The organism is Colwellia sp. 12G3 (assembly GCF_002836775.1).
GTDB lineage: Bacteria > Pseudomonadota > Gammaproteobacteria > Enterobacterales > Alteromonadaceae > Colwellia.
The window spans coordinates 116,965-140,141 of sequence record NZ_PJAQ01000006.1 but is presented as its reverse complement, the minus strand read 5'-3'; the positions used below and the strand labels follow the sequence as shown (position 1 = coordinate 140,141).

Sequence of the window (23,177 nt, the reverse complement as noted above, 5' to 3'; positions counted from 1 at the left end):
TATTAGCGTCTATAACTTCCAGGCGCTTTTCCTGTCCAGCGTTTAAATGCGTGTTGGAACGCGGTTGGAGAACCAAAACCCAACAAATAGGTGATTTCTCCTAGCGATAACTTAGTTCTACTCATGTAACTTATTGCCAAGTCGCGTCGCGTCTCATTTAGTAATTTTTGAAAACTTCCCCCTTCGTCAATTAATTTACGACGTATAGTCCAGGGGGCAACATTGAGCTGTTCAGCTACCTGGTCGAGAGTAGGAATTGATTTGTTGAGTAAAGGTGTGATTGCCCGAGTCACTTTTTCTGTAAAGCTTAGTCCCAGCTGCACATTAGCAAGTTCACTATCAGCCTGACGTTTGAGCAACTGGTAAACTGACTGACAGCTATTGAGGCAAGTCCGGTTAAGCCAATCCCCATTGATCACTAATTTGTTAGCGGGCTGATTAAACAACACCTCACAATCAAAAAACTCGCAATATTTATAACTGTAAATCGGTTCTGGGAATTCAAAACAAACCTTTTTTACCGCACTATTAGAACCTACGAGGCTGGCAATAATATACATCCAGCCCGACAGCACCGAATCGACCACAAAGTAGTTATATTCATTGTAGGGACTGAGCGAATAAAATTCGAGTATGCCATCGTTGAGGCCTTCGCCTTGATCGAGGTAAAATTTCGATTGACCACGCACGTTAAAACTACTTAATACTTCGTAGTCGGCAATCGCGCTACATGCTTGCCTAAGATCATGTGCGGATATAGCTATTAATCCAGACATGCCTAAATTGGTTGGTGCAGTCATCCGCCCCATTTCTAGCCCCAGCCAAGGAATCCCTGTTAGGCGAATGCAGGCATGACCAATATGCATAAGCTTGGGAATACTGATGCGTGCATCGGGGGATGCAATAACTACAGGGCTTAATAAATATTGCGTGAAAATATCTGACACATCAAAATCTAATCGTGCCATCGTCTTAGCAATAATCTCGAGATATGAAACCGAAATATCACCCAACTTCATTCATTATCCTTTGTTGTTACAAGTAAGTAACAATCATAATATTGTAATAGTTAGTCATTTAAAAAGTATAGCATTAGGGCTATTGTGATTGCAATTAAGTTGTAAATAGGATTTGAATCAACAGAAATAATGGAGAAGGACAAGGATATAACCCCATCCTGCTCTGATTTTTTTTGGTCTGTTCTATGTTTATTTAATCCCAAAAATAAGAACATAAATTCATAATAATAATAGAGATAATACTATGATTAATAACTGCATTATTGACAAAAAGCATTGGAAGAAATCTTTGGTTTTCTCCGCTATTTTAGCAAGTATGACACTAGCAGGATGCGGTGGCGACGATGGAGTTAATGGTGCAAACGGTATCGATGGCATAAATGGGGCAGCAGGCACAGTCGGGGCAGATGGTGCCGATGGAACTACAGATGCATCTATGGTTACCAGCTCTGGATTCGCCTTTCCAGCCGACGCTATTTTTGTACAACCCTATGCTGTAGACGGCGAGGATATAACAGATGAGCTAGTGCTGGCCTTATTTGAAGTACCCGCAGGCTCAACTGTTGTACTGCCTCAAGGAAATTTCATAGTATCTGAAACCATCGCGATTGCAGCAACAGAAAACTTTACCCTAACCGGTTACGGGATCAATGAAACAATCTTAGATTTTACTGATTCAACAGGTGATGATGCCATTCGATTCGAAGGTGGTGTTGACATATCGATTAGAGATTTTAGTGTGCTCGAGGCAAATAAAAATGGCATTAAGGTAGTCAGTGCTAATGGTGTTTACATTGCTTATACCGGCACTGTATGGAATGGGGCACTAGAAGAAAATAATGGCGCCTATGGTCTTTATCCGCTGCAAAGCCAAAACGTTATTATTGAGCACAATTATGCTTATGGTTCAGCCGATGCTGGAATTTATGTCGGTCAATCTAATAATATCGTTATTCGAGATAATGTAGCAAAAAATAATGTTGCGGGAATCGAAATTGAAAACTCTACCATGGCTGATGTTTATGACAATGTTGCGATAGGAAATACTGGCGGTATTCTTGCCTTTGACCTGCCTGGTTTGACTCAAGCATATGGCGGTAATATTCGTATTTTTCATAATGATGTTATCGCTAACAATGCAGAAAATGTTGGTTCAGGCGCCGTTGGCATCGTACCGCCAGGCACGGGTACATTAATATTTTCAGTCAGTGATGTCGAAATTTACAATAATAAGTTCACTAACAATGAAACCTCCTCTATTGAAGTCGCTAGCTATTTCTTAGCCAATGATGATGTTGCTTCTTACCCGACTACCTATGGTGCAACTATGGCCAATGGTTGGTCACCACTCACTAAGAATATTAATATACACGACAACAGTATTTCACGATCTGGCGCTAACCCACGCGGTGATTTGATTACCGATATCGTTGCTGGTTATACCTTGATGTTAGGACAAACTATGCCAGCTATTCTTTATGGTGGTATAGGTGAATCGTTAGCTAACTCAGGATTTATTGGCGGATTTAACGCTATCGTTGGAACCGATGCTTTAGCCGATGGTGTTAATTACGACCCTTATACTGCTCAGGATCTTGTTTGTGCCAGTGATAATATTGATAGTAACTCTGCTGCATCGTCACTAGAATTCGCTGATGTAAATATCGGCGTTGTTTTCACCACCGACCCTACTACACCTACTCTCGATTTTGATAAGGTACAAGGAAATAGCAATCTCCTTAACTGTACGCAACCGAGACTTTCACCTGCAGTTGTCACTTTCAGAGGGAAAAAATACGGCTGTAATGGGGATGATATTGCCACACTGGCTTGTGCTTTATAACACTAAGCAATTAGTTAACATTAAGCACTAAATATAAAACCAGCTGGCGTAAACAACATAACGCCAGCTTTAAATAAAGTGGTAATTACTATGATAAATATAAATAAATATCAGCAGTCACGTAATTTATTATTCGCTGGTATCACCGGCTTATTTCTGTCTGCTTGTGGTGGTGGTGAAAGTAATGAAATTCCAGACCCTATTGAAACGATCCCTGCTGTTATTAATGTTATAAACACTGATGCAGGTGGCCCCAACGACACTCAGGGCGACTGTGATATAGAAACTGAAGGGGTTAATTGGAATGCATTGATGACAGAAACTTGTCGCAACTTATCTGATTACAACTTATTTCAAGACAGTATGAATCCAACTGAAAATCCAACAAATGGTGGTGTTGCTTTCAATCTCGCCGTACCACTATTTACTGATTACGCGTCAAAATATCGATTTGCTTTTATTCCAGAAGGAAAGCAAATTAATTATACACAGGATGAAGTTCTCGACTTTCCTGTTGGTAGTGTTTTGGTCAAAACATTTACCATGCCAGTAGATACCGCTAATCGCGATGGTGAAGAACTCATTATTGAAACTAGGTTATTGATCCACCGAGAGAGTGGTTGGGTAGCTCGCCCTTATTACTGGGCAGACACTTCAGATGCAAAGATTGCCATAACCGGTAAAATTATCGAGAATATGACCACAACGCACAAAGGTGAAGTAAAAAACTTTAGCTATTCAGTACCCAAAGCTTCTGCCTGTACCAGTTGTCATTCAGTAGTACCGTTAATTCAAGATCAGGATGATACTCGACAGCCAATATTTAAACCTATTGGTCCTAAGGCACGTAATCTTAACATTGACCACGTCTACGATGACAGTACGGCAAATCAACTACAATATTTGGCTGATAATCAGGTATTAATTGGTTTACCTTCGGATCTATCCACAGTCGATAAAATAGATCTGTTTAACGATGATCTTGATATTGAGACACTACCTCATGAACAGGTGATGGATACAGCAAGAGCTTATCTTGATGTTAACTGTGCTCATTGTCATCGTTCTGAATTAACACTTCCTGAAGAAAACTACGCAGGGCCTGCTGGCGGTAGTGGTTTACAAGTGGAATACAACCGTGACTATGCCGAAAATCCACAACGTTTTGGTGTTTGTAAGGTAGCTGTTGCTGGTGGTCACGCAGACTATCCTGCTGATGTTATCCCAGGAAGTCCTGATAAATCGTACTTATTATTTAGAATGAGTACCAATGAACAGCGACATCGTATGCCTGAACTGGGCAGAAGTACTATCCATACAGAAGGTGTCACTTTAATTAATTACTGGATAAAATACCTTTCTTTGGCTGATTGTTCGAACCCTTAATAGTTGTTGTAAATATATTCAAGTTTATCAAGCAGAGTGATGTTAATTGCTCTGCTTTTTTTTCTGAAAAATCTAGTCAGCAGTACCAAGCTTCTTTAGATAACTCTCAAAAGAGTGTTGTACCAAAAAACCGGCTGACGTTATTGTTATCTTGGAGCAGGTTGTTGATATGGCCATAGGCTTACCAGGATTTGATGCAAGGATAAAAATGTACTTAATTTTTTCAATGTCGTAGGTTGTTTTTAGCTATTATTATTGAAAAAATATAGCTGAGTAAGTCGAAATTATATTTATTGAACAATTATTTCATCTGATTAAAATGGATTCATTTACTTATCCAATTAAACACCCTATATTCACATCACTAAATGGAATTAATATAGGGATGTTATTATGGATAATACAACTTTAGATAGACGTCACTCATCACCCAGTAGATCGGCGCTATGGAATCAGTTAACAATTCCACAGCAGTTTGCCTCAGCTAGTTTAAATAATTTCGGTTATGACCTAGCTTATATTAGAGACAGCAATACAAATCCTATGGCTATCTTACTATGTGACAGTAAAGTGGCTGTGATTGATGCCGACGGTGATATAAACACAGACCCTAGTATTACTATTAGATAACGTGCAAATATTCATCTGATAGTGTGAAAAAAGCGACTTACTCTTAGAATAGTCGCTTTTTTTTGTCGGGTGCAAGACACCCCTAAATGATTTATTAAGGCTTGTAAGCTATAGTTTGCAATACGATAGAGCAGGTAGCATAGTATTTATGATGCAAATAAAGGACACCTTCACTGTAGGTTTGGTCGTCTTCCTTGGGTTTTTTAGTGGGCAAGTATTGTCAGCTAAGCTCAACATACTTACCGAGCATTTAGCGCCTTATCAAATTGTTAGTGGGGATTCCATAACAGGGTTTTCAACAGAAATAGTTGAGGCAACGTTAAAAGAATCTCAGTATACATATGAGATATCGGCCTACCCATGGGCATTGTCTTTTAGTAGAGCGAAACACGAAAAAAACACCTGCATATATTCCCTTGCCCGAATCCCTCAGCGTGAGTCATTGTTTAAGTGGGTCGGACATATTGCTTCAAGTACAATCTCTCTTTATTCACTTAAAAATAGCCAGATAGTTATTCCTACTATACAAGCCGCTAAAAAATATAATATTGCGGTGATACGCGATGATGTAACTCACCATTTTTTATTAGCCAAAGGCTTTGTAGAAAACGAAAATCTTTACGTGGTAAATAACTATGATGCGTTATTAAAATTATTGGACTTACCTAGTCGCCATATAGATTTAGTGGTTCTTAATGATGATTTACTCAAACATAGATTAAAGGCTTTAGAAGATAAATCAAAATATATAAATGTATTTCAATTCAAAGAATTGACGTTGAACTTTCATTTCGCTTGTAGTTTGAACACAGAGCAAAAAATTGTAGATAATCTTATTCATGCAATGAAAGTGTTGGAGAAGCGCGGTGTATTGTTCGGTATTAGGGATAAATGGAAAAAAAATATGGTGAGTTTAATCCATTAGGTACAAGATCATCATCTGATTAAACATTTTTATAAGTATTTAACGTGGTAATCATTGATATTAATTTAACGGGGTATCATCGAGCGTTAACTCACAGTACTCATATTCACAGCAAGAATAGTAAATACAAGGGTATTTGTTTGTGGATAATTCAAGCTAATGCTAAGTTAACCCAGCCATTAAATATATCCTTAAAATAACGTTAAAAGCCTATTATGAACCCAAGTAATAAAACACTCTCGCTATATCATAAACTTGAAAAGTACCCTTTTGGCAAGAAAATATTTTCGATTATGGTCAGCCGGATAGCGCCTTATTTTGCAACGATTAGCCCTAAAATTTCAGAGTTAGTGCCTAACCAGTGCACCTGTATTATCAAAAAAAGAAAAAAGGTTTTTAATCATATAAAAACGGTTCATGTGATCGCAATTTGTAATGGGTTAGAAATGGCAATGGGGGTAATGGCGGAAGCGTCTGTTCCTAAACATCTACGTTGGATCCCAAAAGGCATGACGGTTGATTACACCGCAAAAGCGGGTAGTGATATTCGATGCGTAGCAGAGGTTAATCCAGATGATTGGCAGCCAGGCGATATGTTCGTAAACATCACCGCTTATGATGACAACAATGTGGTCGTGGTTAAGGGCAATATTAAGCTTTGGATATCTGAAAAGCCTAAAGTATAAATTTAGTCTTATTCCTCGAATTATCGCCTCGACACGTAATGATACCAAGCAGATATACTTAATTTTCTAGAAATGTTTTACAATCCTAGCAATCATCATTTACAAGCAGAGTGTTATCTACTCAGTTTGCTAAAGCTAATTTTCTGAATTACATACTGTTTAGTTAATACTAGGCAGTCCATTCAATCATTTTCCTTCATGGAAAGTCCGATGAAAAAGAAATAACTATGCATAATAATTTTATTCGCCGACTTCATAATTGTTTGTTCTTCTGTGCTTTTTTTAAAAGAAAACAACGGTGTAGGGTGTCAAAATCAAGCATTGTTTTATTAGCTTTCATCGCCACAAATAGCGCAGCCAATACACCAACTGAGCAAGTTAGAAACGTTGAGGTTCCCCGTCTATGGCAATTGGTTGATTATCATGATGTCTCTCATCCTGTTATCGGTAGAAAAGGCATGGTGGTTAGTCAAAAGCGTATTGCTAGTGAGGTGGGGGCCGATATTTTACGACAAGGTGGTAATGCCGTTGATGCTGCCGTAGCCGTTGGCTTTGCGTTATCCGTAGTTTTACCTCGAGCCGGAAATTTAGCGGGCGGAGGCTTTATGCTGGTTCATTTAGCGGATAAAAAGAAAACAATCGCTATAGATTATCGAGAAACGGCACCAGCGGCAGCATACAGAGATGTTTTTCTTGATAAGCATGGTAATCCTATAGTGAACAAGTCACTGAAAACATTATCGGCTTCAGGTGTACCCGGCACAGTGGCAGGTTTACATTATGCCCTTGAAAAATATGGTTCAATGTCTTGGTCTGAGGTAATTCAACCGGCAGAGAAACTCGCTAGAAATGGCATCGTTGTTGATGATGATATGGCGCGATTTTTTTACAAAGAACAAATGTTTTTATCACGTAGTGCAGAAACATGCCGCGTATTTTTAAAAGAAAATTGCCTACCTTATGTCGCCGGTGATGTTTGGGTACAAGAAGATCTCGCGGATAGTTTTGTCTATTTACAAGAGCATGGCAGGGCTGGTTTTTATCAAGGAGATATTGCAAAAAGCCTTGTCGCTGCAATGGAAAAGGGTGATGGTCTTATTACCGCACAAGATTTAGCGGATTATAAAGTCAATGAAGTGGCGCCTATTCGCGGCACATTTCGAGGGTATGAAATTTTAACCATGCCACCACCAAGCTCAGGTGGTGTACACCTTATCCAGATGTTAAATATGCTTGAAACTCTCGACTTAGAAGGTATTCAGCAAGGCTCTGCAGCCATGATACATCTGCAAGCTGAAATCTTTAAACGCGCTTATGCCGACAGAAGTACCTTTTTAGGCGACCCCGCTTTTGTCGCTGTTCCAAGTGAAGGCCTAACAAGTAAGGCATACGCACAAGCACTCAGTAAAAATATTAAGCGAAATACAATTACCCCTTCAAGTGATATTAAAGCCGGCGAGCCAAGCAAATATGAAAGCCCTGATACAACGCATTTTTCGGTGATGGATGCTGCTGGTAATGTGGTGAGTAGTACCTATACCCTAAATCACAACTACGGTAGTGGCATTATTATTCCGGGTACAGGAATTTTACTTAATAACACCATGGATGATTTTTCGGTAAAAGCAGGTAGCCCAAATAGTTATGGTTTAATTGGCGGTACCGCTAATGCTATTGAAGCAAAAAAACGTCCACTAAGCTCGATGACGCCAACTATCGTCTTAAAGGATGGTGAGCCGTATATTGCCACGGGCACACCGGGCGGTAGTAAAATTATCACCTCGGTTTTTCAACAATTGGTTAATACGTTATATTTCGAAATGAATATTGCTGAGGCGACTAATGCACCAAGGGTTCATCATCAATGGCAACCCGATGTTCTATCAGTTGAAAGAAATACCCCTGCAGATACTGTCGATATTTTAAAGGCGAAGGGTTATACCGTAAACATCTCTAGTTCACTGGGGAGTTTGCAAAGTATCATGAAACATAATGGCGTATTTTTAGGGGCAGCAGATCCTCGCAGACCAGGTTCAGCGGCTATTGCAGTTGATGTTATCGAGCAGCCAACTAAATCTGCACAAAAAATAATCGCTAAACCAGTGACAGTTGAATAATGATGACCGATTAGTTGTAAATTGTAGAAGTTGCATAAGTCAAAAAACAGTCTTTATAGACTGTTTTTTACTTGGAAAGGTTACTGTGTTGGTATTGCCGTTATCTAAACGTGCAAGGCATTATTTTTTTAGGTACTAAAGGTACTAAAGGTACTAAAGGTACTTAAGCCGTTAACCTTCGTTGCTCTTCGAATTCATCAAAAGGAAAAATAAAACTACTACCTTCACCTTTGTCGATAACTGGCTGTTTTTCTAAGGCTATCTTGATTATTTCAAGTTCATTTGAATCGACAAACATTAAAAATTTACCGGTTGTTAGGTCGTCTTTGAATCGAAAAATTTTATAATTAACATGAAGTAAACCAATGAATGAACCTATAAAGCCACCTAACATCAAGGAACTTAATAAGGTAAATGCCATCACAGCTTGCTTGGTCAGTTCACTCACCCCCCAGAAGGGCATGCTCATAATAAGGATAGCGCAACCGGTTATCCCAGCCACTATTCCCAATAGTGCGCCGTGCTCTCCACCGCGTACTAAATCTGATTTTTCTAGAATGCTTCCTTCATGCAAATTATGTTGTTTAATACCTTTGCTATCATTACAGATCACATGAATATTGTTTTCATTAATATGTAATTGGTCATGTAATATTGATGCTGCTTTATCTACATCTTCTAAAGACTCAGCAAGAAAGTACTCGCGTCTCATGTTTTCTCTCCTTATTTGGTTATGCTACCAACATAAAAACTGAGCAATGAGTAAGTAAATACGCGAACTGAAGATATTCAACGATTAATTAGATGGGACCATGCCCTCTTATAACATTCAAATAACTTGCTTAGGCTACTTTTTTGCTACCTGTAAATAGCTTGATTTTTAATCTACATAAATAAGCCTAGTCCTGACTTATCGAGAAGACTAATGATTTTTATTATGAGTGTGCCTTTATTTGTAACGATATATAAGCGAATACATAACTTGACACAAAACTCACGCTAGCATTGAATAGTCGACTCTCTTTTTGCCGTTGTGAGCCATGCACTTATTAGATTTTTGATCTAAATATACCAATTACATTAAGTGTGTGACCTTGTTGTGCGCAGGGAAAATAAGTCAGCTAAGGCTGGGCTAAATACATAAGGAACATAATGTTAGCTATTGATAAAAACAGCGTCTAATTAGACGGCTTTATAGCAGGCAAAGTGCTATTATGGCCTATATACCCTTTTATTAAATTATCAATTAAATGTTAGTTTTACCTGCTAAGACAGGATGTCGTTGAGCCTAGCCCAAACGACACATTCTGGCGATGATACATCACTGTTTGAGTCAATATCCAACGACATTGTTGAAAAGGGTTACAGTATTCGCCCTTACGCTTTGCCTGAAGACTTAACCGTCTTGTTATCGCAACATATCATCGAGCTGCCAGCTGAAAATTTTAAACGTGCGGGCATAGGTCGAAGCAAAGATCATATTGTTAATGACTTTATTCGTACCGATGAAATAAGTTGGATAAACCATGACAGTGAGGCGGGATGTGCTTGGATGAACTGGGCAGAGTCACTACAAGCTTATTTAAATAGACGTTTGTTTCTTGGCTTATTTTCTTTTGAAAGTCATTTTGCTCATTATGCCAAAGGCGATTTTTATAAGAAGCATAAAGATGCGTTCAAAGGTGAAGGCAATCGAGTGTTATCCGTTGTGGTGTATCTTAATCAACATTGGGCTGCGTCTGATGGTGGTGAGTTAGTGATTTATGACAAAAATACGCCAGACTCTGTCGTAGTTGATAACAGCAAAATTACCGTAACACCTAATTTTGGTACCATAGTGGTATTTTTAAGTGAAGAATTTCCCCATGAAGTATTACCCGCGAAACGAGATAGATACTCTATCGCAGGCTGGTTTCGCTTAAACAATAGTATTGCTAATAATATTGATCCCCCAAGTTAATGAGAAACTAATGAACATTTACGAGAGCGCAGCAATTGTCTAAAGTGGCCCCTAAGCTACATAATATCAGTGAATTACATGATATTAATGAGCAAATCATGCCTTTAAAAGTACTCGCAGATAGAGAACGCAGAGCTATTTATGGCTTAACCGGTATGGTTTATACCCCACATATAGATGATTATATGCAAGCGAGTATTAAGAAAGCTGAGATACTTGCTTGTTTAAAGGTACAAGGTTTATTGCCGCTGTCTGAGGTCGAGGTAATTACCATCGCCTTAGATTTTCAGCATAAAAGAGCCAGAAATAATGCGATTGTTGAGTATGACGGTAACGCTTATCAACGTAAATTCTCTCCGCTGAAGTTAAGCAAGTCAGGTAAAGTTGTTCGCACATGGGCAAAATATTGGTTTTTACAATTACCCAGTGGCAGAGCTGATCCTGAATGGGAAGCTCAAGTTCGTGAGATTTGGCCAACGTATTTCTTAATCAGAACGATAGATATTTAGCCCAGTAATAAGTAGATAAATGCTATTTATCAAAGTACTGTTGAGTAAATCCTAGGAAGGTTGATATTCGTTTTGACTGATGAATACGTTGTGGGTGTATCATATAAATCATTGAACCGCTTGGCATGTGTTCTTCAAATATCATCTGAAGTTTTCCTGATCCCACTTCTTTATCGACTAAATATTTAGGCACTCGAATAATACCTTCACCCGTTAAAGCGAGTCCTTTTAACATAGTGTTATCGTTAACTTCTAACCAACCATGTGTTGGCACATCATTTTGCTGAAATTGCCAAGTAGCTTGATCTTGCCCTTTAAGACATTCATGATTTATTAAGTCAGTAGGGGTTTTAGGTATGCCTTTCCTGGCAAAATACTCAGGGGATGCACAACAACAATGTTGATAAGACATTAAATGTTTAGCAACCATGTTTTGCGGTGGTTCACTGGTTGCTCTGAACGCTAAATCAAAATCACTTCTGTTTAAATCAAATCGGGTATAGCTACAATTAATGGAAAACTCGATTGCTGGGTGTAATTGTTTAAATTTTGAAAAAATATCAAATAAAAATCGTTCAGCGAATCCTCCTGGCGCAGTAATTTTTATTCGACCTTCTATTTTATTACCTTCATGTTCAGCGCTTCTTTCTAACTCTAATAAATCATGACGGATCTTATTCATACCGGTAAGAACACGTTCACCTTCAGGTGTTAAGCGCACACTTCTTGTTGAGCGAATCAGCAGAATCATCGCCATGTCTTGCTCTAAACGCTTAATTTGCGTAGAAAGGTGTCCGCGAGAAATATTTAATTTTTCGGCCGCCGCGGTAAAACTTAAATGTTCTGCGACTTCACTAAATAGCATTAAACGCTCAAGTTTTTTATGTTCTTTCATCATGAGAGTAGATCAATTATCGATTATTGTTTTTTATACTAAACAATGAATATTTTTTTGTCATATTTTATTTGCTAATGTTTTAGTGAACAATGTATAAATATGAAAAGTAGTCTCCATAGGAATTTAAATGAAGTGTAATAAATACCCGTTATCTCGCTCACTAAAAAACAATAGCGCTGTTGTCTTTGGTTGTATGGGATTAGGCGGTAGTTGGGATAAAAATCCTATTAGCGCAGTCGATATAAAAAAAGCACATGAGGTTGTTGATACCGCAATTGATTCAGGTATTAAGGTCTTTGACCATGCCGACATTTATACTTTTGGTAAAGCAGAACAAGTTTTTGGTGAAGTATTAAAAACACGTCCCGAATTACGATCGTTAATCTCTATTCAATCAAAATGCGCTATTAGATTTGAAGATAACTTAGGACCGCAACGTTATGATTTCTCACCTGAGTGGATTATAAGCTCGGTTGAAAATAGCCTGTCTCGCTTAAACATAGAGCAGTTAGATATTTTAATGCTTCATCGTCCCGATCCTCTGATGGAGCCTGAGTTAGTTGCTCAAGCTTTTGATACCTTAACGGCTAGCGGGAAGGTTAAACATTTTGGTGTCTCTAATATGCAGCATCATCAAATGTCATTTTTATCGTCAGCATTATCGCAGCCTTTAGTGGTCAATCAAGTTGAGCTCAGCCTCAGTCATTTGGCTTGGCTAGAGGAAGGTGTAACGTCAGGCAACTCTGGCGAGCCGTCGGTAAATTATGGTGCAGGTACCATTGAATATTGCCGTCAAAACAATGTTCAGTTGCAATCTTGGGGTTGCTTAAGCCAAGGGCTATTTACCGGACGTGATATTGCTAAAGAACCTGCTCATATTCAGAAAACGGCAGCGCTAATCAGTCAATTGGCAGCTGAGTATCAGGTGAGTAAAGAAGCGGTAGTATTATCGTGGTTAAAACGTCACCCTGCAAATATTCAACCGGTTATTGGCACAACAAATGTTGAACGTATTAAAGCCTGTGCAGAAGTTGATAACATTAACCTAACGAGAGAACATTGGTACGCATTATGGCTTTGTGCGCGAGGCCATGCGTTACCTTAGAGCCTTCTAAAAAGCTAAGTGAATTACGCATCACTTAGCTTTTTAAGTATTGCCGAGGGGAAAGGTGATATTAGTGCTTGTTCTTGGCTAATTTTTTATCAACCTTACTGATGAGTAAGTCTATATCAGCCTTTCTGAATTCATCCGCTGAATATTTTACCGGCGAGTTTTTTGCGATGAACAAGTACTCTTTTGCTTTAGCGTATTGGCGTTTGTCGTATAATAATTCACCATAAAAATAATTGGAATCTATGCCATTAGGATCTAAGGTTAATGCTTTTCTTAAATAGTTTTTTGCCTCATCATCATCGCCAAAACTAATTGGCCAACTAGGCACTTTATGATAAAGAATACCCAGGCTAGTATAAGCCGAGCCTGATAATACATTACCATCTATCAATATCGCTTTTTCTAAGGACTTTTTTGCTTGCTTAACTAATGATAAAGCACCAAAACCCCCTTTAGCACCAGCAAAGCTCGATTGCACAATGCCTCGCCATGTCCATACTTCTGCTTTATGTGAAAAGTTCTCAGTAAAAGCTATCGATTGTTTATCCAGCTGTTCAAAGGCTTTTTCTTGTTGCTCACCACTTAAGGTGTAATTTACAATGCCCCATTGCTGGTGAAGTGCCAGTAGTGATTGAGCAAAGTCTTCTTCTGTTGTTTTCCCAAAAGCTATTACAGCAATGAAGTAGCTTAACAATACGCCGTATTTTAATAGAAAATTCATAATCATTTTCCTTCTGTAAATTGTAAAATGGTAGACAGGCTTTTCTTGAGAGATGAATCAACCAGCTCTGGCAATAAGCCATTAATTCGGGCAAATAATTTCTCTGGCCAGCCAATAGATTTTCTATTGCTGTTGCTCTTAAGTAAGTTGACTAAGGCGTTAGCAACCATTTCTGGTGGGTCAATTTTACTGCCCATCGCCTTATTCATAGCGACAACTTCCGCGCCATTACTCTGGGTGTTGGTCGCTCTTGGTGCTAAATAGCAAACACGAATATCACGGTTAGCGTATTCTCTATTTAAAGATTCGGTAAATCCCCGCAAGCCAAATTTACTCGCACAATAAGCACTGTAACCAGGGAAACCTATGGCCCCTAGAGCGGAGCCCATATTGACTATTGTTGCTTTACTTAGTTCTTTAACATTTAAAAAACCCTGTGTTAATTGCATAGTCGCAATAAGGTTTACAGTGATTATTTCGTTGATTTCTTGGTTACTGATATTTATAAAATTATTAAAGGAAGAAACCCCAGCGTTATTGATCAATAAGGTAACAGGAGCGTTTAAAAACGCTTGTTCAAGAATATAGTTTCTATCATCTGTCTGGGTAATATCACCGGTGACGATCTCATGAGAGCTAGCGTCACCAAGAAAAGGAAGTCGATCACGCAGTGTAATAAGTTTTTCTTCATTTCGACCATGAAGCACCAGTGTGTAGCCTTGCTTAGCTAATTCAAACGCAATAGCCTCACCAATGCCTCCAGTAGCGCCTGTTAATAAACACTTAGCTAAGACTTTCATTGTTTATCCCTCCTGAATTTGAAGTGAAGCGAGTTGATTATCACTTGCTAAACCACGGAAGATATTGGCATAGAGTAAAAAGAAAATTTTACAACTTTTCACTATGGCGTCTTGCTCTGTTTTATCCGTTATTTTTTCCATCAGAGATTTAAAAAACTTCACATGTTCGATGTCAAGAGAGCCGTGTGAAGTCAGGTAACTAAAGGCTTGATTAGGGAGCGACAACACCTTTTTTATTGAACTTGCGGCATTATCTGCCATCGCGATACTGGTACCTTCTAGTACATGTACCATGCCAAAAAAGCCAAGCGGGTTAACACGGTTTACCATGTCATAGGCGTATGAAACCATTAGCTCTGTTGCGTAAGCCGGTTGACTGGCTCTGACCGCTTCTTTGTCTGCACCACAAGCGGCAATGTCATTAAGGATCCATTCTTGATGACCTAATTCTTCTTCAATATACTCAGCAACCGCTTCGCGTAACCACTCTTTACTTTCAGGTAATCTCGCACCAACTGACATCAGTAAAGGCACCGTATGTTTAACGTGATGGTATGCCTGCGTTAAAAAAGCCACATAATCACTGAGCTCAATATCACCGGTAAAGCAGCGTTGAATTATAGGAGATGACAGCAAGTAATCTCTTTCTTGTGTCGTTTCAGTTAATAAGCGTTGATATAAATTCATAGTAAGTACCTTAAGTGTGATTCACTCATGTTTTGTAAACAGTGACTGCTAAATGGTCCTCTTGTATATGAGAGGCATAAACGTGTTTAATTTCCTGATGGTAGTATTGAGCAATAACATCCCTTTTGGGACGACCATTGGACGTTGTCAGTCCATCTGCGAATGACATCATCTTGTTAAGTTGAATGAAGTCTTTAATTTGTGCGTATTCAGGTAGACCAGTATTAACTTGATCGAGCACTGCTTGGATCGTGGCAGCGGGTGTTGATGCAGCTGTTTCTATTGAAAAGGGCACTAATAAAGCAATGCAAAAGGGTTTGCTGTCTCCAAGCACAACGACTTGTTGAAAAATGCCACTTGCCATCAGTTCTGCTTCAGGCCATTCGGGCGATATATTTCGACCATAAGAATTAATTAAAATATTCTTTTTTCTACCGCTAATAACAAGGTTATTATCTTCTAGACTGACTAAATCTCCGGTAAATATTTGTGTGGGGTACCAAGATTCAGGCCTGTTCAAGTAGCCTAAAAAGGCATTACCCCTGAGTACCAGTTCGCCATTAATTACTTCCGCGACTAGATGTGGCAGTATTTCACCCGCACCAATATTGGTTGGCTTTAGCGAGCTTGAATTTGATTTGCTGTTAATACTGACCACTGAAGAACATTCAGACAGCCCATATCCTTGATAAACAGGTAAACCAAGCGCTTTTGCTTTGTACCATAATTTTGTCGATACGCGACTACCACCAACAGCAATGAATTCAAGCTCAGTAGGAGGTCGCCATCCTTGGCTTATAGCAAGTAATAGTACTTGTAATAACTCAGGCACTAATATCATGGTTTGCGGTTTACTGGCGCTGACAAAAGACAGTAACGACTTCAAATCAGTTAATTGCGCGCCGTTAAAACCTCGATTTTTATCGGTGGCAATACATAGAGTACCGCCTGCTAATAAGGGGGCATAAAGTCCGGCAACATTTTCTAGTAGAGTAGAAAACGATAACAGACACAGGTGTCTTGGCGTTGTTACTGCTATTTTATCGACTAAAGCTAACGCGACATTTAATTGGTTTTCAGTACTTAAACAAACACCTTTCGGCTCGCCAGTAGAGCCAGAGGTAAAGGTGATTTTACTGGTATTATTGGGTACATTAGCAACGCAATTATCATTGAATTTAATCGCATTTAACCTAGGTAGTGGCGAGTCTATTGTGGAAAATTCGCAATCTAAAGGGAGTGATACATCATTTTCTGAAAATAGCAGCGTAGCTTTCACTGAACTGAGTAGATGATGAATTTGTTTAACTGAAAAAAAAGCAGGAATAGGCGTCAAAATAATATTGGCACTTTGACAGGCTAAATCGATAATTATCCACTGAGGACTGTTATCGCACATTAATGCCACAGACTTAATCTCATTAACGACTAACCAGCTTTGCAGTTGCTTTACCTGCTTAATTAATACGCCATAGGTAATACTTTCTTTGTTAGTATCACTAAACACTTCAATGGCAACATTGTGAGTAGGAAAAGTACTGATCCGCTCAAGCATCATGAGTGTTCTGCCAATTGTTGACAGACATCCGCTATTTTTTTCTCTAACGATTTAAATAAATTTTGATACTTAACTTGTTTGTCGATAACTTGTAAAACACTGGCTAAAGACACCACTACAACTTTAGGGTTTGTTTCATAATAGCTGCCCCAATCATCACTTGATGGCGTAAGGGCATGCTTTTTTGCATCACAAAGTGTTGAATATTCAACACCTGCTTTACTGAGAATATTTAATACATGGCTGGTGCCAGCAAAAGTAAGATATTGATAATTTTTATAAAACAAAGACACGGCAGTGACTAGAAAAAGCGGTAAGGTAAAACGGATAGCATTACTATATAAGCTACCTATCTCAACAATGTTACTGCGAGTAATATTTTCCTTTATAAGCGCATGAGTTTGCTCAATGGGCGTGTTTAGGTATTGTTCAATGAATAAAGGTTCTTTGGCACTGCGAATACCTAATGCCGCTTTAAAATTGCCATTTTTGACGGTGAGTATTTGCGGCATTGAAATAGAAATATTTGCGCCATAGGCCTTACTAAAACCTTGTTTAATAAAATTTTCAGCATCAATCCGGCCAACACTATTTTTGTGAAAGACTTGCATTGAAAATAAGTCAGGCGATTTTTTTACTCTTACGCCAACGGCTTCGCTGATTTCTTTTTTTACATCAATTGTGGGGTACATCATCATAAATCTCCTCCAAGTCTTATGATGTCACTATATTTAATTAATCTTAATGTAAACTTAACGGTTAAAAAATAACCTGTTTGTTTATGTTAACTCGCTGAATTAAAATATTTATTTATAATTGTCTTAGCGCTAATTTCGAATTGAATTACTGTTAATGACTCGATTTATTTAATTGAAAGTGAAATGAAATTGGCCTAATCAGGTCTTATTGTCACTTACCTTTGTAACAATTTCAGGACACCTATGAAGCCTCTACATGCAAAAATTTCTTTACTCTTACTGGGTATTTCTGCGGCATTGCTGGGGTTAAGTATTTTGCTGTTGGGACCTCATAAACATATAACCCTAACAACTGATTTTTATCTTCTTTCCGATTTATTACCGGCCAAAATATTTAATTTCATTGCCGCTTTTAGTTTTATTGTTAGTGCAATTGTTGCCTTTTTATCGATAAAGCAAAGTAACTTACGGCCAATATTAGGATACTTACTTATCTCGATAAGCATAATACCTTTAGGTTCGTTGCTAAGTGATTCTATGTGGATAGCATCCATGGGCGGCTTTCCTGTTATTGGCTCTGGCCAAGGTGTAATTAAGTATTTCGCTTTATTATCGATAGGAATACTACTGATAAAACGCAGCTTTTCTCCGCTGGTGTCTGCATGGATCAGCATAATGCCAGTACTAGTCGTTTTACTGTGGATTGGTGGTATGAAGTTCACTTTACTCGAAGCACAAGGTATTGAAGCCTTAGTAAAAAGCTCACCATTTATGGGTTGGTTGTATAATTTTTTTAGTCTGCAAGCAACGTCAAATATCATCGGGATTTATGATTTAATCGCCGTAGTTTTTTTAATTTTGGCGATGTATTCTGCCAAATTAATGCTGCCGGCAATACTCATGTCAGCGATGGTTTTTGTGGTAACTCAAAGCTTTTTAGTCACTTTCACTGGTTCATTATCAAGCGAGACAATCTTATCAACGACAGGGCATTTTCTTATTAAAGATTTGTGGTTTTTGGTTTGTTTGTTTTTTTATTATTCAGCGTTAACTAGTCGTTATCATGCAATTAAATCAACAAGGTAGAGCAAGCTTTTCTTAACTGGTTCAAAGGGTGATATTTATAGCGTTGGTCATGAGAAATATATCTTCATGCCTATATTTCTTTTATACCAGTGAACCGTTTTTTATTGGCTAGCGTATTAGTGATTTAATAGTAAAAATAAGGATTCTCATATGTGGAAAGAAGTGCCACTACGTTTAGGCGAAAAGAGGATGCCCAAAGCACCTTTGGTGCAATTAAGTAACGGTGAATATTGTGTTCCTCAACACTATTTAACCTATCACCATACCTTGCAGAGTGTAGAAGCACTTATTTGTGATATTGACTATGACCCTAGATATGTTGTGTTTGCGACGCAAGATGCGGGTGGAATTTATATCCAAGTTGGCGTAGTAGGTCACGATAATTACCATAACAAGCCAAGTCAGAGTGAATTAAAGTTATTATTTGGCCGTAAGTGGCGTGTAGAGTCTGAGCTACCTACATCAGAAATAATTCAAAGCGTATTTTTAGCTATTAAAAAGTCTCGAGAGCATGAAATACGCGAACTGTTTAAACTCAGCCTCAATAACAGTACAACCACTCCTTTTAATACCCATATTGATTTACCGTTAATGGCTGAGTTTTATGAAGAACCTCAATGTCATAAAGCGCCAATCGTTGCGCAAAGTGCCGAGCAACAAATTGAAAATACCTTAAGCCGTATCAGTTACGATCAAAGCAAGTTATGCCTCAAACATGTTGAACAACGCAGTAATGGTTTATGGTTAGTTGATATCGTATTAGAAAGAACAGCAGGCAGTTGCTTACCAGAAACGGGGGCTACCACGTTATATTTACAAGTGCCTGACCTCTCAATGAATACTTTAAGTCGTGCTTTGATGCAGGAATTTCTACGAGTGAGTGATTTACATGTTGATGAACATTTCAGTTATCGTGGTTTTCATCGCTTTGATCCTAATATTGATATTGCAGATATAGCTGACCTGTCGCAACAAAGCCGTAAACATGAACTTGCTGCACATTTTGCTCATGAATTCAGTAAAACTAATTATGAAATTGACCAGAGGCGAATCCCACCCATTCAAGCAGGTCCCTTAGCGCAGAAGAATAGGGCTATTATTGACTACTTTCAAATGGCGACAATTTAACACTCCCTATTATCCATATCTTGCACTGACTTGGGTATGTGCTATTAATACATTCAGTATTTATCACTACACCAATTTAGCAAGGATTGGCACATGCAAAGTAAACATTACCTAATGACTATTTACTGCGGAAAAGTGGCAGAGCGCTATGGCATGGAAACCGCGATAGATAAACATCCGGTCAAGACTAACCTGTATTTATCGTTTGAAGGATTGGCTGGAGATGAGTGCGCCGATAAACTTTATCATGGTGGGTTTGAACGCGCATTACACCAATATCCATCAGAGCATTATACCTATTGGCAAGAAAAGTACGGTGCTATTTATAGTGAACAACGTGCTGAGAAGACTCATGAAAAAATTGCTGGTATGGGCGAAAATTTAAGTTCAACAGGCATGACAGAACATAATGTTTGCTTAGGCGATCGCTATCAATGGGGAGAAGCTATTATTGAAGTGAGTCAGCCTCGCTCTCCTTGTTTTAAGCTCAATAAACGTTGGGGCATTAAAAGTTTATCGGTAGATATGCAGGAGGTAAGTCGCTGTGGTTGGCTATATCGTGTCATTCAGCCAGGCATAGTGAGTGTAAATGAACCACTAGAATTAATGGCCAGAGTGGATAATGCCATGACCATTAATGCAGTATGTGAGACATATTTCGGTGACCCACTCAATAAAGAAAAGCTGTTAAGGTTAAGCCAACAAAGTACGTTATCTGATAGTTGGATGGATAGAGTGCTGCAACGCTTAGCCACTAACGAAGTAGAATCTTGGGATTTTAGATTGTTAGGACCTGCTTAATACGACCACTTTTGTCCAGACTCAAATTTAGATTAAACGAATAGATGTTTCTCAACGTTATGCCTGTGCTTTATGCACTCGACGATTCACCGGATATCGTTCAAAGTCTTCCCAGTAATGAATACCACCAAGCATTTCTTTTACACCATAACCTAAGGCTGAAATTTTAAAAGCGGCCTTCGCAGCGCCATTGCAACCAGGGCCCCAGCAATAAACGACAAACAAAGTGTCTTGAGTATACTTTGCAAAAGATTCAGTATTAATTTCACTGTGGGGCATATTTACAGCAGTGATGGCGTGACTTTTTTCAAAGGCTTCTTTAGCGCGCACATCTAATAATATATAGTTTTTGCTGCCTTGAGTAATGTCAGCATATACATCTGAACAATCGGTTTCACTGGCAAGCTTAACTGCAAAAAAGTCATTCACTTGTTGTGCAGGGGTTATTTGTTGAAAAAGTGTATTATTATGGTTAGGCATAAATGCTCCTAGGTTGCTGGTAATAAGCTCACTGTAGCGTGATTTTATTTCCTGCTATATTCATCAGTTTTGAAGACAATGTTCGGTATATCTGAAGGGTATAAAATCTGCTAGTGAGTATAATTAGCATCATCTGTTTAGCGTAAAGTGAAAGGAAATTATCCGTGGAATTTTATCACCTTCGATCCTTTGTTGCGGTTGCCCAAACCGGGAATTTGACCCAAGCAGCAAAACGTTTATATAGCACACCACCTGCAATAAGTGCGCACATAAAAAGTCTTGAAGAAGAGCTGGCAACAGCCTTATTTACCCGTTCCAGTAAGGGCATGGCCTTAACGGAGAAAGGTCAACTGTTGTTAACAAAAGCGCAAGCCACCTTAGATAGTGCGGTAGATTTAGTGAATCTTGCTGCGGATAATCAGCATGAAATTATCGGCAGTTTTCGATTAGGTAACAACCTTAGTGTTGAGCAGGTTAAGCTGGCGGAATTGGCGATAAATATACAAGAAAATTGTCCAGGCATTAGCTTGGCCATTCATCAACAATCCAGCGGTAAAACTCTGCAAGACATTAGAGCTCATCAACTGGACGGTGGTTATATTTTTGGTGAGATCCCCGATGACTTTGTTGGTATAACGGTGCTGGCTCAGCAAATAACCACCATAGCTCCGTTAACTTTTGATTGCCGTAATGCATTAACATCAGCCGAGCTTAGTCAGCAACCATGGATAATGATGGGTGAGTATTGTCCTTTTGATGACATGCTCAGAGAAAAGCTGGGCAGTGATATTCAATCGGTATTAAAGTCCAGTGATGATGGTACTCGCTTAGAGCTGGTGAAAAATAACTTTGGTTTGAGCTTTGTTACGCTAGAAGAAGCGCATGTAGCTGAAGAAAATAAAACGGTGCAGATTATTCCTACACTTGATTTTACTACGCCTCTGCACTTTGTTATCGCTAAAAGTCGCGTAAAAGAGCCAGTGATTAAAGCACTATTACAAGAAATTCGTATCTTGTGGGCACTATCAGACTAGCCAAAAAAGAGTAAATAATTAGCGAATGTTATGCGGGAGTAGAGTGATATCGAGTCCCCGTTGTTAGATTGCATAGCTATTGTTAGCAAGCTTTACCGTAGCCCTGTTAAAGTATGGTTGGAAAAGTAACAAGTTACAGTAAGCTAGGCACAGGAAAAATAATCGATAATAACGTTGTTACATATTATAGGTTGTTGTTCTTTTAGATTAATCTCTATGATCGACAGTTAGTAACACTCACCCTCAATAATAAGTGATTTATGAAAAACTCATCAATATTTCAAGGCATAGCAGCTACAATTCTTGTCGCTAGCTTAGTCATCAGCCCTATCAGTCAGGCGGAAACCAAACAAACGCAAGGGGCGGAGTGGGCTAAGTATTTTAATAAATATAATGCCAAGGGTACCATTGTAGTACTGGATAAACGTGACAAAAAAGAAACTACCTGGGTGTATAATCAAAGTAGAGCAGCACAGCGTTATTCTCCAGCGTCAACTTACAAAATTCCACATACCCTTTTTGCGCTAGATGCTGGTTTAGTTAACGATGAGTTTCAAGTGTTCCCTTGGGATGGCGTGAAAAGAGGTTACTCACCGCATAATCAAGATCAAAACTTACGTTCGGCCATGCGGAACTCGGCGGTTTGGGTCTATGATATTTTTGCTAAGCAGCTAGGTGAGCAAAAATCAGGTGACTACTTGACGAAAATTGCTTATGGCAATGCTGATCCAAGCACCCCGGAAGGCAGCTATTGGATTGACGGTAAACTTGCCATTTCAGCACACGAACAAATTGAATTCCTTGAACGGCTTTATAAAAATGAATTGCCTTTTAAAGTAGAACATCAATTATTAGTGAAAGACATCATGGTGGTTGAAGCACAAAAAGAATGGATTTTACGGGCTAAAACGGGCTGGCAAGGTCGTCATGGCTGGTGGGTAGGTTGGGTTGAATGGCCAACAGGACCCGTATTTTTTGCCTTGAATATAGATACCCCAGAACGAATGAAAGATGTATATAAAAGACAGGCCATAGTGCGAGAGATATTGCAGTCGATAAAGGCTTTGCCAAGTAAAAATTAACGACTAGTTCAACCC

The 23,177-nt window shown here is 38.8% G+C and carries 22 protein-coding genes and 1 pseudogene; 14 read left to right on the top strand and 9 right to left on the bottom strand.

The features are described from left to right. Positions 1-2 precede the first annotated feature (2 nt). On the bottom strand, positions 3-1,019 hold the full coding sequence (locus tag CXF71_RS02330) for an AraC family transcriptional regulator (protein ID WP_101231385.1): 1,017 nt from the start codon (positions 1,017-1,019) through the stop codon (positions 3-5). 244 nt (positions 1,020-1,263) lie between these two features. Here CXF71_RS02330 and CXF71_RS02325 point away from each other — a divergent pair, with 244 nt between their 5' ends. The 6 genes from CXF71_RS02325 (at position 1,264) to ggt (ending at position 8,606) form a co-directional block, all read left to right on the top strand. Beyond that, positions 1,264-2,862 carry a parallel beta-helix domain-containing protein gene (locus tag CXF71_RS02325; RefSeq protein WP_101231384.1) on the top strand — a complete coding sequence of 533 codons (1,599 nt, stop codon included), beginning with the start codon at positions 1,264-1,266 and terminating at the stop codon, positions 2,860-2,862. 90 nt (positions 2,863-2,952) lie between these two features. Then, positions 2,953-4,248 (top strand): SO2930 family diheme c-type cytochrome, encoded by a 1,296-nt coding sequence (locus CXF71_RS02320; RefSeq protein WP_101231383.1) that lies wholly within the window; start codon positions 2,953-2,955, stop codon positions 4,246-4,248. A gap of 393 nt (positions 4,249-4,641) precedes the next feature. Beyond that, complete coding sequence (locus CXF71_RS02315) at positions 4,642-4,878, top strand: hypothetical protein (RefSeq protein WP_101231382.1); 237 nt, start codon at positions 4,642-4,644, stop codon at positions 4,876-4,878. Positions 4,879-5,026: 148 nt separating this feature from the next. Then, on the top strand, positions 5,027-5,803 hold the full coding sequence (locus CXF71_RS02310) for a substrate-binding periplasmic protein (protein WP_101231381.1): 777 nt from the start codon (positions 5,027-5,029) through the stop codon (positions 5,801-5,803). Between the two features lie 215 nt (positions 5,804-6,018). Next, entirely contained in the window at positions 6,019-6,489 is a 471-nt protein-coding gene (locus CXF71_RS02305) for a hotdog fold domain-containing protein (RefSeq protein WP_101231380.1), read from the top strand. 305 nt (positions 6,490-6,794) lie between these two features. Then, positions 6,795-8,606, top strand: a complete 1,812-nt coding sequence (ggt, locus tag CXF71_RS02300; protein ID WP_232771348.1) for a gamma-glutamyltransferase — start codon at positions 6,795-6,797, stop codon at positions 8,604-8,606. A 163-nt stretch (positions 8,607-8,769) separates the two neighbouring features. Here the strand turns inward: ggt and CXF71_RS02295 are convergent, their stop codons facing one another. Further along, positions 8,770-9,318, bottom strand: coding sequence for a hypothetical protein (locus tag CXF71_RS02295; protein ID WP_101231378.1), 549 nt, complete (start codon positions 9,316-9,318; stop codon positions 8,770-8,772). A gap of 564 nt (positions 9,319-9,882) precedes the next feature. Here CXF71_RS02295 and CXF71_RS02290 point away from each other — a divergent pair. Next, on the top strand, positions 9,883-10,566 hold the full coding sequence (locus tag CXF71_RS02290; protein ID WP_101231377.1) for a 2OG-Fe(II) oxygenase: 684 nt from the start codon (positions 9,883-9,885) through the stop codon (positions 10,564-10,566). Between the two features lie 44 nt (positions 10,567-10,610). Beyond that, entirely contained in the window at positions 10,611-11,075 is a 465-nt protein-coding gene (locus CXF71_RS02285) for a hypothetical protein (RefSeq protein ID WP_232771351.1), read from the top strand. Between the two features lie 22 nt (positions 11,076-11,097). On the opposite strand, the gene CXF71_RS02280 is transcribed toward CXF71_RS02285, so the two are convergent. Next, positions 11,098-11,973: a LysR family transcriptional regulator gene (locus CXF71_RS02280; RefSeq protein ID WP_198559809.1), complete on the bottom strand. Its 876-nt coding sequence runs from the start codon at positions 11,971-11,973 to the stop codon at positions 11,098-11,100. 127 nt (positions 11,974-12,100) lie between these two features. Between CXF71_RS02280 and CXF71_RS02275 the strand changes: the two genes are divergently transcribed. Continuing rightward, on the top strand, positions 12,101-13,078 hold the full coding sequence (locus CXF71_RS02275; RefSeq protein WP_101231375.1) for an aldo/keto reductase: 978 nt from the start codon (positions 12,101-12,103) through the stop codon (positions 13,076-13,078). A gap of 70 nt (positions 13,079-13,148) precedes the next feature. Here the strand turns inward: CXF71_RS02275 and CXF71_RS02270 are convergent, their stop codons facing one another. Genes CXF71_RS02270 through CXF71_RS02250 form a run of 5 tightly spaced genes read right to left on the bottom strand, consistent with a single transcriptional unit; the run spans position 13,149 to position 17,551 of the window. Next, entirely contained in the window at positions 13,149-13,808 is a 660-nt protein-coding gene (locus CXF71_RS02270) for a tetratricopeptide repeat protein (RefSeq protein WP_101231374.1), read from the bottom strand. A 2-nt stretch (positions 13,809-13,810) separates the two neighbouring features. Continuing rightward, on the bottom strand, positions 13,811-14,608 hold the full coding sequence (locus CXF71_RS02265) for an SDR family oxidoreductase (RefSeq protein ID WP_101231373.1): 798 nt from the start codon (positions 14,606-14,608) through the stop codon (positions 13,811-13,813). A 3-nt stretch (positions 14,609-14,611) separates the two neighbouring features. Beyond that, positions 14,612-15,295: a TenA family transcriptional regulator gene (locus CXF71_RS02260; RefSeq protein WP_101231372.1), complete on the bottom strand. Its 684-nt coding sequence runs from the start codon at positions 15,293-15,295 to the stop codon at positions 14,612-14,614. 25 nt (positions 15,296-15,320) lie between these two features. Beyond that, positions 15,321-16,853: an AMP-binding protein gene (locus CXF71_RS02255; protein WP_101231371.1), complete on the bottom strand. Its 1,533-nt coding sequence runs from the start codon at positions 16,851-16,853 to the stop codon at positions 15,321-15,323. Then, complete coding sequence (locus CXF71_RS02250; RefSeq protein WP_101231370.1) at positions 16,850-17,551, bottom strand: thermostable hemolysin; 702 nt, start codon at positions 17,549-17,551, stop codon at positions 16,850-16,852. The genes CXF71_RS02255 and CXF71_RS02250 overlap by 4 nt, the downstream gene beginning before the upstream one ends. A gap of 243 nt (positions 17,552-17,794) precedes the next feature. Here CXF71_RS02250 and CXF71_RS02245 point away from each other — a divergent pair, with 243 nt between their 5' ends. The 3 genes from CXF71_RS02245 to CXF71_RS02235 all read left to right on the top strand — a co-directional run bounded on the left by CXF71_RS02245 (position 17,795) and on the right by CXF71_RS02235 (position 20,566). Next, on the top strand, positions 17,795-18,637 hold the full coding sequence (locus CXF71_RS02245) for a DUF417 family protein (protein ID WP_101231369.1): 843 nt from the start codon (positions 17,795-17,797) through the stop codon (positions 18,635-18,637). 150 nt (positions 18,638-18,787) lie between these two features. Then, the gene (locus CXF71_RS02240) at positions 18,788-19,765 is read left to right on the top strand and encodes a hypothetical protein (RefSeq protein ID WP_101231368.1); all 978 of its coding nucleotides are present in this window, start codon (positions 18,788-18,790) and stop codon (positions 19,763-19,765) included. Between the two features lie 93 nt (positions 19,766-19,858). Next, a complete protein-coding gene (locus CXF71_RS02235) occupies positions 19,859-20,566 on the top strand; it encodes an MOSC domain-containing protein (RefSeq protein WP_101231367.1) in 708 nt (235 codons plus the stop codon). 57 nt (positions 20,567-20,623) lie between these two features. Here CXF71_RS02235 and CXF71_RS02230 read toward each other — a convergent pair whose 3' ends face one another. After that, a complete protein-coding gene (locus tag CXF71_RS02230) occupies positions 20,624-21,046 on the bottom strand; it encodes a rhodanese-like domain-containing protein (protein WP_101231366.1) in 423 nt (140 codons plus the stop codon). Positions 21,047-21,210: 164 nt separating this feature from the next. Between CXF71_RS02230 and CXF71_RS02225 the strand changes: the two genes are divergently transcribed. Next, positions 21,211-22,080: a LysR family transcriptional regulator gene (locus tag CXF71_RS02225; RefSeq protein WP_101231365.1), complete on the top strand. Its 870-nt coding sequence runs from the start codon at positions 21,211-21,213 to the stop codon at positions 22,078-22,080. 368 nt (positions 22,081-22,448) lie between these two features. Continuing rightward, positions 22,449-23,162: pseudogene (blaOXA, locus tag CXF71_RS02220) on the top strand (class D beta-lactamase); the annotation flags it as partial. Positions 23,163-23,177: the final 15 nt, after the last annotated feature.

Bases quoted from the DNA above. Each gene is read 5' to 3' on its own strand.
- CXF71_RS02240 (WP_101231368.1), top strand. From the start codon at position 18,788: ATGTGGAAAGAAGTGCCACTACGTTTAGGCGAAAAGAGGATGCCCAAA.
- CXF71_RS02270 (WP_101231374.1), bottom strand. From the start codon at position 13,808: ATGAATTTTCTATTAAAATACGGCGTATTGTTAAGCTACTTCATTGCT.
- CXF71_RS02295 (WP_101231378.1), bottom strand. From the start codon at position 9,318: ATGAGACGCGAGTACTTTCTTGCTGAGTCTTTAGAAGATGTAGATAAA.
- CXF71_RS02275 (WP_101231375.1), top strand. From the start codon at position 12,101: ATGAAGTGTAATAAATACCCGTTATCTCGCTCACTAAAAAACAATAGC.
- CXF71_RS02235 (WP_101231367.1), top strand. From the start codon at position 19,859: ATGCAAAGTAAACATTACCTAATGACTATTTACTGCGGAAAAGTGGCA.
- CXF71_RS02310 (WP_101231381.1), top strand. From the start codon at position 5,027: ATGATGCAAATAAAGGACACCTTCACTGTAGGTTTGGTCGTCTTCCTT.
- CXF71_RS02255 (WP_101231371.1), bottom strand. From the start codon at position 16,853: ATGATGCTTGAGCGGATCAGTACTTTTCCTACTCACAATGTTGCCATT.
- CXF71_RS02305 (WP_101231380.1), top strand. From the start codon at position 6,019: ATGAACCCAAGTAATAAAACACTCTCGCTATATCATAAACTTGAAAAG.
- CXF71_RS02245 (WP_101231369.1), top strand. From the start codon at position 17,795: ATGAAGCCTCTACATGCAAAAATTTCTTTACTCTTACTGGGTATTTCT.
- CXF71_RS02290 (WP_101231377.1), top strand. From the start codon at position 9,883: ATGTCGTTGAGCCTAGCCCAAACGACACATTCTGGCGATGATACATCA.
- CXF71_RS02260 (WP_101231372.1), bottom strand. From the start codon at position 15,295: ATGAATTTATATCAACGCTTATTAACTGAAACGACACAAGAAAGAGAT.
- CXF71_RS02280 (WP_198559809.1), bottom strand. From the start codon at position 11,973: ATGATGAAAGAACATAAAAAACTTGAGCGTTTAATGCTATTTAGTGAA.
- CXF71_RS02250 (WP_101231370.1), bottom strand. From the start codon at position 17,551: ATGATGATGTACCCCACAATTGATGTAAAAAAAGAAATCAGCGAAGCC.
- CXF71_RS02265 (WP_101231373.1), bottom strand. From the start codon at position 14,608: ATGAAAGTCTTAGCTAAGTGTTTATTAACAGGCGCTACTGGAGGCATT.
- CXF71_RS02230 (WP_101231366.1), bottom strand. From the start codon at position 21,046: ATGCCTAACCATAATAATACACTTTTTCAACAAATAACCCCTGCACAA.
- CXF71_RS02320 (WP_101231383.1), top strand. From the start codon at position 2,953: ATGATAAATATAAATAAATATCAGCAGTCACGTAATTTATTATTCGCT.
- CXF71_RS02325 (WP_101231384.1), top strand. From the start codon at position 1,264: ATGATTAATAACTGCATTATTGACAAAAAGCATTGGAAGAAATCTTTG.
- CXF71_RS02315 (WP_101231382.1), top strand. From the start codon at position 4,642: ATGGATAATACAACTTTAGATAGACGTCACTCATCACCCAGTAGATCG.
- CXF71_RS02330 (WP_101231385.1), bottom strand. From the start codon at position 1,019: ATGAAGTTGGGTGATATTTCGGTTTCATATCTCGAGATTATTGCTAAG.